Source organism: Thalassotalea insulae (assembly GCF_030161395.1).
GTDB lineage: Bacteria > Pseudomonadota > Gammaproteobacteria > Enterobacterales > Alteromonadaceae > Thalassotalea_E > Thalassotalea_E insulae.
On the sequence record NZ_BSST01000001.1, the window covers coordinates 2,620,108 to 2,634,002 of the forward strand.

The 13,895-nt window shown below is 41.4% G+C and carries 12 protein-coding genes and 1 other RNA gene; 6 read left to right on the forward strand and 7 right to left on the reverse strand.

The genetic code is table 11. From position 1 onward, the window contains the following. Positions 1-109: 109 nt before the first annotated feature. Positions 110-497: RNase P RNA component class A (gene rnpB, locus QQK06_RS11945), an RNA gene on the forward strand. 295 nt (positions 498-792) lie between these two features. Here the strand turns inward: rnpB and QQK06_RS11950 are convergent. Continuing rightward, entirely contained in the window at positions 793-1,404 is a 612-nt protein-coding gene (locus QQK06_RS11950) for a hypothetical protein (protein WP_284244919.1), read from the reverse strand. A gap of 155 nt (positions 1,405-1,559) precedes the next feature. Between QQK06_RS11950 and QQK06_RS11955 the strand changes: the two genes are divergently transcribed. Then, a complete protein-coding gene (locus QQK06_RS11955) occupies positions 1,560-2,204 on the forward strand; it encodes a response regulator transcription factor (RefSeq protein ID WP_284244920.1) in 645 nt (214 codons plus the stop codon). 77 nt (positions 2,205-2,281) lie between these two features. Beyond that, the gene (locus tag QQK06_RS11960) at positions 2,282-3,853 is read left to right on the forward strand and encodes an MASE1 domain-containing protein (RefSeq protein WP_284244921.1); all 1,572 of its coding nucleotides are present in this window, start codon (positions 2,282-2,284) and stop codon (positions 3,851-3,853) included. On the opposite strand, the gene QQK06_RS11965 is transcribed toward QQK06_RS11960, so the two are convergent. After that, positions 3,850-4,035: a helix-turn-helix domain-containing protein gene (locus QQK06_RS11965; RefSeq protein ID WP_284244922.1), complete on the reverse strand. Its 186-nt coding sequence runs from the start codon at positions 4,033-4,035 to the stop codon at positions 3,850-3,852. The genes QQK06_RS11960 and QQK06_RS11965 overlap by 4 nt on opposite strands. A gap of 157 nt (positions 4,036-4,192) precedes the next feature. Here QQK06_RS11965 and QQK06_RS11970 point away from each other — a divergent pair, with 157 nt between their 5' ends. From QQK06_RS11970 to QQK06_RS11980, 3 genes are all read left to right on the forward strand, one after another. Beyond that, on the forward strand, positions 4,193-4,534 hold the full coding sequence (locus QQK06_RS11970) for a zinc ribbon domain-containing protein YjdM (protein WP_284244923.1): 342 nt from the start codon (positions 4,193-4,195) through the stop codon (positions 4,532-4,534). A 383-nt stretch (positions 4,535-4,917) separates the two neighbouring features. Beyond that, positions 4,918-5,793: an alpha/beta fold hydrolase gene (locus tag QQK06_RS11975; RefSeq protein ID WP_284244924.1), complete on the forward strand. Its 876-nt coding sequence runs from the start codon at positions 4,918-4,920 to the stop codon at positions 5,791-5,793. Further along, positions 5,793-6,950: an RNA polymerase sigma factor gene (locus tag QQK06_RS11980; RefSeq protein WP_284244925.1), complete on the forward strand. Its 1,158-nt coding sequence runs from the start codon at positions 5,793-5,795 to the stop codon at positions 6,948-6,950. The genes QQK06_RS11975 and QQK06_RS11980 overlap by 1 nt, the downstream gene beginning before the upstream one ends. A 77-nt stretch (positions 6,951-7,027) precedes the next feature. Here the strand turns inward: QQK06_RS11980 and QQK06_RS11985 are convergent, their stop codons facing one another. The 5 genes from QQK06_RS11985 to QQK06_RS12005 form a co-directional block, all read right to left on the reverse strand. After that, positions 7,028-7,597, reverse strand: a complete 570-nt coding sequence (locus QQK06_RS11985; RefSeq protein WP_284244926.1) for a hypothetical protein — start codon at positions 7,595-7,597, stop codon at positions 7,028-7,030. Between the two features lie 23 nt (positions 7,598-7,620). Then, the gene (locus QQK06_RS11990) at positions 7,621-10,236 is read right to left on the reverse strand and encodes a YHYH protein (RefSeq protein ID WP_284244927.1); all 2,616 of its coding nucleotides are present in this window, start codon (positions 10,234-10,236) and stop codon (positions 7,621-7,623) included. A 146-nt stretch (positions 10,237-10,382) separates the two neighbouring features. Beyond that, positions 10,383-11,447: a PEP-CTERM sorting domain-containing protein gene (locus QQK06_RS11995; RefSeq protein WP_284244929.1), complete on the reverse strand. Its 1,065-nt coding sequence runs from the start codon at positions 11,445-11,447 to the stop codon at positions 10,383-10,385. A gap of 441 nt (positions 11,448-11,888) precedes the next feature. Further along, positions 11,889-12,470: a hypothetical protein gene (locus QQK06_RS12000; protein ID WP_284244930.1), complete on the reverse strand. Its 582-nt coding sequence runs from the start codon at positions 12,468-12,470 to the stop codon at positions 11,889-11,891. 61 nt (positions 12,471-12,531) lie between these two features. Continuing rightward, complete coding sequence (locus QQK06_RS12005; RefSeq protein ID WP_284244931.1) at positions 12,532-13,887, reverse strand: hypothetical protein; 1,356 nt, start codon at positions 13,885-13,887, stop codon at positions 12,532-12,534. Positions 13,888-13,895 lie beyond the last annotated feature (8 nt).

Consider the following 13,895-nt stretch of genomic DNA (forward strand, 5'->3'; position numbering starts at 1 on the left):
AGTTCGCTGCATTTTGTTAAATGAATGTTTAGTTAGTACTTACTGAGTTAAACGCTAATCAAAACGAGTTTTTATGGTGCTGCTGGTGAACTTAGGGTAGAATGCGCGCCGAGTTGGCCAGACAATCGCTGCTTTATCGTTGTACTTTCGGGTAGACAGATAGAGGGGAGGAAAGTCCGGGCTCCACAGAGCAGGGTGCCAGATAACGTCTGGGCGGCGTAAGCCGACGACAAGTGCAGCAGAGAGAAGACCGCCGATGGCTGGCAACAGCACAGGTAAGGGTGAAAGGGTGCGGTAAGAGCGCACCGGGCCGCTGGTAACAGTTGGCAGCAGGGTAAACTCCACCCGGAGCAAGACCAAATAGGGTTCCTTATGGCGTGGCTCGCGTTGGAACCGGGTAGGTTGCTTGAGCTATAGAGCGATTTATAGCCTAGACGAATGATTGTCACTTTTCTTCGGAAGAGTTACAGAACCCGGCTTATCGGCCAGCTCAATCATTTTAGTAACCGCTTGTTTTTCTTTGTGTTAGACAAGCGGTTTTCTAAAACCTCCTGTCTTTCAATTCCTTAAAGTTAAAACTTGGTATACCAAATGATGCATCGTCTTTATTTATGATCTTTTACTATTATTGAGTTTGAAACAGTGCAAGCTGTAATTGATATTTAGTATTATTATCAAAGAAAAGAGACATTTTATTTCTGAATAAGCCGTATAGCGAACTTGGTTTAGACTTTCCTGATTCATTGAGTTCATTGCGGGAATCCAACCTTAGAGCTATTAATTAAGGCGATTTTATTGAATAAAGACCCTATCAACAGGAAACATTTGAATATTTTTCTTTTTCGTTAAATAAAATCTTTTGTTTATTTGAACTTCAGCTTTTGTGCCAATTAGCTGAAGCAAAGTGCCTTCAGCAATCACTTGTTTACACGACCGATTCTTTACCTCAACTGCTCGGCCTATTGCGCCTTGTAATCTTAATTTTGGAAATGTGGGACTTTGGATTGGCGCTATTTTTTCTATTTCGGTAAAGGTGTTGAGGCACCATTCCTTAGCATCGTAAATAGTTTCAGGATCTGTATTAATAATATCTACATTATTAATGAAGTGGATTAAGGCGGATTTTCTACTATCAAAATCACATGAAATGTCAGGTAGTTTTTTTTGAATTGACCACTTTTTCATGACCAAGTATTTGTTTTGGCTTAACCTAGATAAGCTAGTTGAAGCACCTGTCATTCGGCTAAACCATTCTAATCGATAGGCAGATGAACCAAGAGAATGCAGAAGAACCGTTATATTGCCAAAGTATTCAGAGCGCCCTTCAATGACATTTATTTTTGGCTGTGGTTGTAGATTAATACCTGAGGTGGCTACATTGTGTGCAATTGCTTGAGTATCCATTTCAATTTCGCAAAAAGTCACTTGATATTAATAGCATAGGTTTTAATAGGCTGATTCGAAATTGCACAATTTCTTAGTTAACTAAGAATTTTTCTTAGATATATTTCTTATGTGTTTTGTTATAGTTGTTTCGATTCAAAATAAGGGAATTAATAATGAAGTTTGCACTGATTGATGATCATGCATTAGTAAGGGATGGATTCAAACGACTCATTGAAACTCAGCATGAGTGGCAAGTTGTTGTAGAAGCAAACACTTATTTATCCGCTGTCCAGTCTTTATCAAACACTTTAGTTGACCTAGTAATTATTGATATATCCTTACCTGATAAAAATGGCATTGAACTAGCAAAATACTTACTGGCAAATAAACCTGATTTAAAATGTATTATTGTCAGTATGTATGATCAGAATCCTTATGTCTCCAATGCATTAGAAGTAGGCGTAAAAGGTTATATTTCAAAGCGTTCAGCTAGTGATGAGCTTCTTAAAGGTATTGAGGTTGTTCTCGCAGGCAACACCTATCTTAGCCAAGATGTCATTAATAAACTTCAATTTGGTCATGTTGAAAATTCAACACTAGGGGTGAGCCAATTAACAGAAAGGGAATTGGATATATTGCCATTACTAGCGACAGGAATGAATGCTAAACAAATCTCACAACAGCTAAATATTATGCCGAAAACTGCCCATGTTCATCGAGCAAATATCTATAAAAAGTTAAATGTTACGAATAATTTTGATTTGTTGAAAATTGCGCTCAGTGAGGGGGTTATTACAATGGAAGAATTGACCCTCTAATGGATACTGTTTTTTCGAAAGTTCAGCAATATTTTCCAGCTTTTCAATTAAGTATTGGCAATTGGTCAAGGTACTTATTGATAAGTGTTTTAATCACTCTATCAGCAGCAACGATTGAATATTTGCTTTATTGGTTATCTTTTTCTTTTACCGTTTACCAAGGCTGGGTTAATTGGTACTGGCCTGTTGGCTTTCGAGTGGCGTGTTTAGCGTTGTTTCCGTTTAGATATTGGCCTGCGCTATTGTTATCTGGTGGTTTAGCGCAGTTTTCAATACAGGTGATTCATTTAGGGCAGCCATATGAGCAATATCTCCACTATATTTACTTGTGTTTTAAGCCCGTTTTTATCTTTCGAATATTTGCGATTATCTACGTAAAACTAGCACTCAAAGAGTTCACTTTAACGAAAGTTGTTCCCGCTATTAAGATAATTGCCGCCTGTACGTTTTATCGATTGGTCTCAAATATTTATATCATTTTAAATAATCCTCAGTATCAAAATATTCCTGATGAGCGAAAGTTTGAAATGATGATGGCACAATTTTTAGGTGGCTTTATCGCGATTATTGTCATTGTACCGATAGCTTTTGCGCTTAAAGAAGCGTGGATAAATCGGGGAAAAATAAATATCAGAGAATTAATACATCTTGGTTTATCGTTAGTAGCACTGATTGCAACAATTTTTTTTCTCTACCAAGTTCAACCGCACACAGTTTACCTTATGAAAATACTCATCTTTGTACCTTTGCTTTGGTTCACTTATCGGTTTGGCTGGTTAGGTGCGATAGCCGCTTCAACTACAATTAACGGGCTTATTATATTTTCTCTATTTGGTTTAAATGATACCCAGCAACTGCTGGACAATGAATTGTATGTTATTACGGTCGCATTAATGGGGGTCTTATTTGGTGCGTTAATGTCAGAGCAATCGAAGATTAATCAGGTACTGCAAACTAATAACCGTGAGTTAACTCAATCCAACCAGCAATTATCAGCACTGTCAGCCAATAATCAAGCCTTAGCCAATAAAGTGATATCTATTCAAGAAGAGGAAAGGAGAAAACTCTCCCACGAGTTACATGATGAAGTAGGGCAGAACATTACAGCGCTTAAAGTTGAGCTTAAAGTGCTGCAACACCAACTTGCCAATGATGAGCAATCTAAAACATATCTTCATTTAAATAATGCCGCAGATAAAATATATGATTCTGTGTACCGAGTATTAAACTGGTTAAGACCACGAGAACTTGATGACTTAGGGTTAAAAGAGTCTTTGTGTGGTAAATACTTTGGTGAAAAATTAGGGCTAGCAAAAATAGAATATCACTGTGCGGTTAAAGGAAATGCAGATCAGCTAACAGATAGCCAATCCGTTACTATTTTTAGGATCACACAAGAATGTGTTAACAACTGTATAAAACATTCAAACGCCAGTAATTTCTATTTGTTGCTAGATGTGAGTGACAACACTATTGAGTTAAACATTTCAGATGATGGTCATATAAATGATAACAAGATGATTCAAAATTCAAAGGGTGGCTTTGGTCTCATAGGTATTAAAGAACGAGTTATTGCAGCAAATGGCAACTTTGAGATAGACGATAACGTCGGGCATTTTAAGTTGGTAATAAGGCTGCCTCGTCATTAGCCTAGTACTTTATAAACTGTCTGCCTTGAACAACTTAACGTTTTAGCTATTTGAGTCTTGTTAACTCCTTGAGCAAATAGTTCTCTGATTTTATTGTGTAAATCTATATTAGCTGGTTTGCCACGATATTTTCCTTTAGCCTTAGCAATTGCAATGCCTCCGCGCTGACGTTCAAGAAGCATTGAACATTACAGTTAGATTAAAACGGATTAAGCTTTAACTATGATTGATTTTTTACATGTGTTGCGCAAATTAAAAACCACACAAAATATGGCGATAATATGATATTATACGCGGCTTAGTGTGTTCAATTACATCATGTATTAAAGAGAAAAAATTATGAGTTCTATGCCTCCATGCCCTAAGTGCAATTCTGAATATGTATACCAAGATCAGGAAATGTTGATTTGTCCAGAATGTGCTCACGAATGGGATCCTAACCAAGTTGAAGTTGATGAAGATGCTTTAGTGATCAAGGATTCAAATGGTAACCAGATAGTTGAAGGTGACAAGGTTACCTTAATTAAAGACCTTAAAGTTAAAGGTTCATCTTTGGTATTAAAAGTAGGCACTAAGGCAACCATTAAGCGTTTGGTTGATGGTGATCATGACATTGATTGTAAAGTTGATGGTGCCGGTGACATGATGCTGAAATCTCAGTTTGTTAAAAAGCAAAATTAATTAACGTTAGTTAAGCGCTTATTTATTGGTAAATAAGCGCTAGCTATCTAGTCAGTCGAGTGTCTGTTTCTATAAGCTTTTTTCAACGCGTGGTTAGGAACATAATAGCTAATTCACAGCACATCCTGACTTATCACCTGGCGTAACTGAAGTGGCTTATTTAAAATAGCTCAACTTTAATTTTGCTAATCTTCGCCGTCTTAACGCTATTTTAAGTAAAAATTTAACTTATAGACCAATGCGAACATATCTGAACCTCGGCAGCAATGTCGGGGTTTTTCTTTATCTGGGCAATGATTGTTTACTTAATTGGAAAATTTATTGTCACACTCATGTGTTTCATCGTGACTTAGTTAGTAACAACAGCAACTAAGGTAATCAAGATGATGAAAACAATCATTCACGTACTTGTTTTAATTTACACATTAATGAGCAACGATGGGCAGGCTGCCTGTTTAAACACAAAAGTTTCAGGTCAGGGGCAGGCCATTTTACTTATGCCGGGTTTTATCAGTGATGAACGTGTCTGGCAACCACTGGCAAATTCACTGGCTAAAAACTATCAGGTGCACCAATTGTCGATCGCAGGTTTTGGTAAAAACCCAGCATGTGAGCAGGCAGAGACAATTTATCCGCAAGTCATTGCCGAGCTAAAACAATATCTCAATACAACAGAACTCGACCGGCCGATATTTATTGGCCATAGCATGGGCGGATTAATGGCATATGAACTTGCATTGGCTGATCACTCAGAGCTTGTTGCCGCAATTTCTATTGACGGTTTACCTTTTATCGGCCCGGTATTTACCCGCACTAATGAAACTACGGTGGAAGATATTAGCTACCAGGCAAGGTCAATCAAGCAGCTATATCAACATGCCAATGCCAAGCAACTTAAAATGATGACACAGCAGGGCATTGCCATTCAAACCAAGGATGAAAGTCGTTATCAAGACATTCTCGACATGGCTGAAACGTCTGATCCGGTTACTGCTGCTAATGCTGTCTACGCGGTCATGACCACGGATTTACGCTTAGAGCTGGCGAAACTTAAAACACCTATGTTATTAATAGGTGCATCTGGCGGCTTTACTCAGCCTGAACAACAACAGGCTATTAAAACCTTGTATCAAGCACAACTAGTTCATTCAAAACAAATTGAGCTGAAAATGAATAGCCGAGGGCGACATTTTTTAATGTGGGATCAACCCCAGTGGTTAATTGAAACCATTACGCAATTTATTAAGGAGCAAGCATAATGACGGCGCAAAGCACTATTAATGATAGCTCTTATTCAATCAATCATTATGTCGGGCTGGCTAAGCAAGGAGATAAAGCAGCGTTTACCGCTTTGCTAGCTAAAGTCAGTAATACGGTAAGCAGTATCGCGTTAGCGATCACTAAAAATGTGCAAGATAGTGAAGATGTCTGCCAACTGGTTTTTATTAAAATGTGGCAACAGTTAGAGCAACTAAACAACAATGACAGCCTATTACCCTGGCTAAGACAAGTAACTCGTTACACTGCGTTAAACTTTATTCGGGACAAAAAAGGTGAACGTCAACAAAATCATGATGAACAAGCACTGGAAAGCTTACTTGAGCAAGTGTGCGAGCAGGATCAGCATGAAAAAACCTTGATAAAAAAACAACAGAGTGAGTTGATTAAGGGGCTGCTCGACAAATTACCTGATGAAACCAGAGAAATTGTCATCCTGTATTATCGTGAAGATAGCAATAGTCGGTTGGTTGCTAATTTACTCGATTTAAAAGAAGCGACCGTGCGTAAACGCATACAACGCGCGCGTGATCTTATTAAAGAATCAGTACTCGCTAAATATGGTAAAGTCATTTTGGCTACTGCACCCGTTAGTTTAGTGAGTGTTTTTGCCACAACGGCAATGACCGCCAGTCCTGTAGCGGCTAGTACTTTTGCTTATAGCGCAGTCTCGAAAAATAGTCACTGGCTGAGCAAACTAATAGCTTCGTTAGGTGGTGCTGCCATAGGTGGTGTACTGGCTATTCTTGCTAATAGTTTCGCCATCAACAAGGTGCTTAAGCATATAGATAATCAAGCTGATATCGATACGCTTAAGCGGATCAAATGGCGTAGTAACCTGCTAATTGCGTTCACATCACTGCTTTTTGGCCTGAGTTATATTTACTCAAGCGGTTGGCTGTTCCCGGTGCTGACTTATGCGCTGTTTATTGCCGGGCTAGTTGTTAACGTCAGTGCCACTAACCGGATCAGCATCGAAAATTTGCAGCGCCAAACAACAGTTAATCCGCGTGCAGAAAAGCTGCTTAAACTTACTAGGTTTGGGTGTGTTGTCGGCTGGATTCTCGGTGGCGGTGGTGGCACCTTAGGGTTACTGTATGGCTTATACATGAGTGGCCGCTTTGCGGTGTTGTTTTAACGACATGGGCAATAAGCAATTCGGAGTATAGGTGAGATTATTCCTGTTTAAAGCCTATACTCCAAAAACGCTATCAATTAAGGTAACTGCAATTGATAACGAGTGACTTGTTCACCTTTTGCTAAGGTTTGAATTTTGGGTTCACTGTAACTTGTCATTATCGGGCCAAGCTCAACAGGAAAATTGATTTTCAGCTTTTCACCTTTACCAGTGCTAGGCATAAAACCATCAATATTAATCACAAAATCCTGATAACTCTCGTGTTTATCGCGCTGAGGTAAAACAGCCTCTGCAACTTCACTGCGCAAATATTGACGTAATTGCGTTAAATTCATAAGCCTGATTTGCCGGCTTTGTAAAGGCTTCCCTTCAACCAAAATAGTCAGCTGCTCACTAAACATCTGCTCTAACCGTTGATGAAATTCCTCAAGTTTGCCTTCATCAGAGACCATATGAGCAATTGAAAGAGGCTTGCCTTGCCACTGCATGTGCCTGAAGAGAGCGGTTAATGAGGTTGCCACTCGCACCGACAAATGATTTTTTTGTCGCACCGTAATATTTGCTGTGGTCATATTTAGACCATGAGCAGTCACTGTAGCGGTTTCGAATAAACCGCAAACAACTAATATCAATAGCAATTTTTTCATCTGTTTACCCCTTTCTAGCCGTTTTATCGACAATGACTGGTGACAATATCATTGCTACCTGTGGTGTCAGTGTTATCTAAACGGTAACGGAAGTTGTAACATGCCTTGCCTGACTGATAACCAGACTCACCTTCGCTATAAGCGCGATACATGATCAGGGCGATATTATCCGCAGGAATATGGGTGTTTTCTGCACTCGGTGTTATTTCAATAAAGGTCCAGGTCTTGCCGTCAAACGTCATGGTGTCGTAATCGGTCAATTCAACTTCGGTACCAAAAGTAAAGTCATCAAGGCGCTCATTTTCCCAGTGGGCAGGAGCGGTTAACATTGCACCGGCTTGATCGGCTGTCGCTCGATAACAACCGATAGTGTATGGTGCATCGGTGCTTGAGTAATAGACATATTCGCTGCCATCTCCGTGTAAGTCATAGCCATTACATTCATCTAGCGCTCTATCACCGGTTTTCACATTGTGCGGGCGATAATCAAGATCGGTATAACGGCCGCCGCCATAGTTTACGCCATCGCTAGTTAGTTGGCCGCCGCCTGTGCCGAAGTACAGTGGAATACCATCAAACATATAACCCAGCGGCTTAGACGGATCGTGAGTGTCCATCAAACACAGTGGCGCATAATGGTAGTGATAATCTTCACCGTTGCCAGCATGGGCACCACATTGATCAAGTTCACCCAATAGTACGGTATCGCGATCACTGTAATCTTCTCCCAGTTGTGCCACCTCACCTTGGCTATTCTCTTTTGCGTAATGCAAGATAGGCACACCATCAACCGCAATACCAATAGGATAATGAATGTTTAAGTTGCTGGTAGGCTGTGCAATATACTCTGGTTGTAAAGGCACTGACCAACTTACTTGCTGCTCTAGTGGTACACGGCCAATCCAAGATTGTGTGCCCACATTGGCTTTATCCACCTCAAGTTTTGAGCGTTCGGGTATGCCAACTAAGGTGTTTACTGTCATGGTGGTGCTGTTACAGCTTACTGATACCAGATCACTGTATGCTTCAAAAGCTGCTGACTTAGTTGTACAGTCACTAGGCGTCGAGCTCGGTACATGCTCGTCATTGTTTTGATTGTAACGTATCCGGGTCATGTCGAGACTGGTACTGGCCAGCACCTTATCAGCAATAGCTTCTTCTAAGGTAACGAGATCGGTAGTGCTACCAGTCAACCCTAGGCTACCCGTTGGCGCTGATAATGCGTACAAAGTGACGATATAACTATGCTCTGATGAATCCTGAGAACAAGGCGCGGAGTACTGCTCAAGACTATCCACCGAGTTAATACCAAATACGCCCACGCTGGTATCACCTTCTAATAAAGCCGTTGTCGAAGCAGGAATATCGTAGAGTATTTGATAGGAATGTGCCCCGGCAAAATTAGTGTCTTCAGGATTCGGAAAGGTATACATGGCTAATGCGAAAGACTGAGTATCGGCTGGTGCATTAGCCCAATTCAGCGGCAACATTTTACCATGGTTGGCACCCTCACAGGTGGCACTAAATGGCATGATAAGTTGTGATTTCAGTGCGATACTAGACAAAGTAAAGTCACCAGATGAAGTATCGTCGCCCCCTGATGAATCAGAAGAAGAGCCAATGGTAGCGCGGACAATGACTTCATTATCCAAAATTAAATTGCTACTCCAGATAAACTGAGCATCATTTCCACTGTCATCAAATAAATCGGTAAAATTGGTATAAGCAGGTTTATTGTCAACGCCAACCGTTTCGTTGGAATAAGTGCTGGCACTAGGCCAGCTGGTATCATCAAAGTCGCTGGATGCCCAACTTTGTGGCAGACTCCAGTGGGCAGCGTAAACCTGATCTATGTCGGCAGGCGCAGCAGTACTACAAGAATCGCTGGCACGCAAACCGTTAGTTTGAGTAAGACAAGAGCTATCTGTTAGCGGCGCTGTGTAAAAGGTCTGTGCCTTCCAGTTGCCGTCAGTTGACCCTATGATGTTTCCATTACTATCTTTAAACACTGCCACTAAACCGCCATCACCTGGGTGATAGCTATTACCCTGATTATTTTCTGTGCCAGTACCTAAGTTTTCTTCCCAGTCCACCAGATGCATGGCGACGGTAAATGGTTGTTTCACTTTAAAACGAACAATATTGGAATTGAATTCGGTAAAAGGGACAGGATCTTTACCAACAGCAACGCCATTGATATATAGCTCGAAGTAATTATCAGCAAAAATAAAGGCGCTGATGACTTCGCCATCGGCATCAATTTCGACAATATCGCTATCATTAAGGGCGGCAATAGCATTAGCAGAACTCGTGTAGTTATGACCCGAAACATACGCATTATAAAGATTGCTGGCTAGCGGTACACTGCTGTCTTGAAAACGCACCTCCGCTGGCACTGTCCATGTGTTACCGTCACTATCACTGATACTGCCAATACCAGCTACTCGGCTACCTGCCGGGAATAAATTAGCTTCAACAATACTGGCTAAACCTTGGGTAAGCGCAGGGCTATCAACATCAGTGCCAGTGTCACCGCCGTTACTATTATCTGTTCCTGGGCTATTGTCGCTGGAGCTTCCGCCGCCACAGGCTGTAAGTATCATCGTAATAACAAGTGAGAGTAGTAATTTTCTGGACATGGTAACGACCTTTTATACCCAATTCTCTAAGAGAAATAGTCTTAACATTAAAACCAAATCTGTGCTTTGGTAGATTTGATGCTTATTTTGAATACGATAGTAATTAAATACTATTTTTGTCTGGCGTTCGGTGTCGTCATTGAACGTCAGGCAGCGGTTAGTTCAACATCTTGTCGCTTGTAACGTTTGCGCTGCTGCCATAGCAACGCAATTATAGCAAAAGTGAGTAAAAATAGAGTATTAGGCTCAGGTACTTCAGTGGCTTTAGCGGCGACAAACTCATAAGAAGTATTGGCTTCATCCAGATAAATCAGGGGTTTGGGGATATATTCGATGACCTGCAACAGTCTATCTGTTTCCTTGTTGAAAATGTCTGTTACAAAAGGCTCGGCGCTGGCGGCATACTCAAAATTTATTTTGGCATCCACATAATAGCCCGGGTTTTCGCTGTCCAGGTTTTTAAAAGAGCGGTTGAAGGAAAAGCTCCAGTTAATGGCAGAGATAAAATTATCCGCCACATATTGATCTACCTCGGCTTGGGTCGGGTCTGTTAGGCCAGGTTCGAAACCTTGGTAAGTATCCAGAAAGAAACTCTCAAAGGGATTCCGTATCAATTCGCTATAGAATATACCGGCATCAAATTCGGATCTGAGATAAGACTCACCTTGCAGCCCTATTGCCAGGTGATTGCCCGATGGCGCAGCCATCGGCGCGGTATCGCTGAGGTTTTTATTTGGGTCCGATACCACGCTATTGTCACGGTCATAAAAGTTATACAGTGCGCCAGAAAACCCTTCAGGTATTTTAGTTTCTAGCATCATAACCGTTGCTTGTTGGTAAAAGTCGCGGTTAGCGACTGTTTGATAAAACTTTTCCTGATTATTTGCGTCGTCAAAATCCACCGTAAAGCTTGAGTTAACCTGAAAACGATTGTCTGAGTCATACCACAGCGTCCCGTTGCTGTCGTCAAACTGGAAGTGGTTGAGATCTGAAAAACGAATATCCAGACGGAAATCGTTGTAACCAAAGCCTTCACCGTATTCCAACGGGTTGGTTTGCGTAAGAGTCAGATCTTTTAACACATTGATATAGTTAGCCTGTCCGTAAGGGGTCGTAGTATGGTTAAATTCCAGCTGCACCAAACCGGCCTGGGCGCTTGACATCAATAAATAACTGGCCAGTAGGCCAAATGCTAGTGAGTGCTTTTTCAAAATGTTTACTCCTTAAGTTCTCTTACCTAAATAACACCTTGGCGCTACCGTTACTGCGACACGGTTCCCTATTGACTTCTGACACGCAAAAGTAATAGTGAACAATTGCCTGATTTGAAATAGGAACCGACTTTTATCGACTGTTTGGTATTGTAAATAACAAATGTGCAGAAAATATGCAGAGTCAATCATAAAGTGATTTTTAATGCGTATTCTCTTTTTTAGAATGCACATAAAATGACAAACAATCGATCAAGTTTATTAGGCACTATTAAAGCAAATTTATGTTTTTTAGGCTTGGGTGAAAACCCTCATTTTGTTCGATTTGAATGTTAATATTAACGATGTAGTGCAAACGCCATGAGCATGGCGGTATTCGGAAATTCAAATAAGCGTATATTGCAGAATTCGCAGTTGAATTTCGTAATACACGCTTATTTATCAATAGTTTGCAGTGCCAGTGGTGGTCGATTGCGTAGTGCTTGTCGAAGGTAAGGTAGTAGATGTGGCCTCAGTCTTTTTATTCGAGATAGTTGCTTGATTATCAACGGTGTCGCCTATTGTGACTGTGGTATGGCCTGCTTCAATGGCCCAGTTAGTTAACACGCCGTCTAAAGTTTTCATATACAGTGTTTTGGCTTCGTCTTTGCTCAGTTTATAGTTTGACGAAAACTCACAGGCGCGAAAAAACAGCTCCCTTGTTATTAATACCGTTGGCGTTCTGCCGGCAAGTTCCACTTCTTCTGAATCTTCAGCGGTGCTGGCACTTTTGTCCCCGCCGGTACTGATAAGTGACAAATCAATATTGCCGCCGTCTTTTTGATCAAAGGCCGAGTCAGGTTGAGGCAGGGAACATAGGTAATGGTTATTATCCCGTTTCATCACGTAAATTTGACCCTGACCCGAGGTGGTGGTCAGAATGTGATTATTCTCTAAGGTGCTTTGTTTCGGCGTAGGGAATTCTAACGATGTACAACCGCTTAACAGGGCAAGTAAACTCGTGCTGTAAACTAGGTGTTTCATAGTAACCTCAAAAACGAAAAAACCGGCACACAAAAGTGCCGGAAGTTTTAATAAAGAATAATTAGTTCATTGCATCCGCTAACCAAGCTGGTGCATCAGTTGGGTAGAATACGGCGGAATTAAAGCTAATGCGGGTAGGTGCATGGTCACTGGATAAGCCCCAAGTCGATAGTTTACTTTGGTACCATTGCTCGAAAGCAGCCACCACAGCAGGGTGCTTAGCTTTGTAACGCGAGGTTAGTTTACTGTGCTCAACACCTAATTCGGTAGCTTTTTTCAACGCTGAACTTAATTGGTCGCTGTTACCATTTGAGGCAATAATATCAATCCAAGTGATCGCTTGGCTTTCCACGTCGCCAAATAAAACTGGATATTTAGAAATTGAGTTCAAATTTCTGACATAGCGCGCTAGGTCTTCACCCTTCACCACCATCATATGATAATCAAATTGATGCGGGCCGGGGTTGTTTTGCCACTTTTTAATTGAAAATGCCCAAAGGTCGTCTTTATGAATCGGCATGACATCCGTGGTTTGCCACGGCGTGGTGCCAAAAATATTCATTGGCCAACCATATTTCGAGGCAGTAATAGCTCCCGCAGTCCCCATATACTCGATGAATGTGGTTCCTTGAGGTATCAATTTGGCGTAGTTGCGACAGGTGACCGTTGAGCGATCTTTTCCGGCTCCGTCGATATTAGACGCTAAACGCCCATCGGGGAATGACCAAGGCGATTCCGGGTACTTGTAGATACAGCCTTGGGTGCCGGGGCCTTTTTCATAAAAATCTTCATAGAAGAAATTCGCTAAATCCGAGACACTTTCAAGGGCGGCACCGGCTATTACTGCATTTTCCCCTTGGATATTGGCGGCTAAATCAGCAGCCATTTGCTGGCCTTTGCTAGCTGCATCTGCAGCACTGAGGTTATCTATTTCTTCCTGACCTTCCAGCTGTACATAGCGACGACGTTCTGACAAAAAGGCTAAGCGAACGGTTGAAGCAGACATATAGGTTTTGATCAATGAAACAAAATTGTCATGGTTCATATGCACGCCAACCTGAGTTTGAACTGTGCCGGTTTGGCTGACGATGTCGTTGACGATTTGACCGTTATATTTGTAGTCCAGCGTATAGTTGTAGGTATCAATCGAGCTCATTACACTGCCGATCTCCACTTGTACTTCATTCAGCGCGGCTTTGTTAAAGCCTGCATCGACAATGTTCTGCACCTGTTCAGGGGTTGCAGCCGGGTCGTCGCCACCAAAAATTGAGCTGAACGCCTCGCCGATAAGCAGGGATGCCACTTTTTCAGCCAGTTTAACGCCGACATCTGTTGTGCCAGTAGCTGTTGCTGGTTGTGTATAAAGCAAAGTAAATATTGTTGTGGCGGTTGCCAGAGATAATTTGGTTTTTTTCATGGCTATCC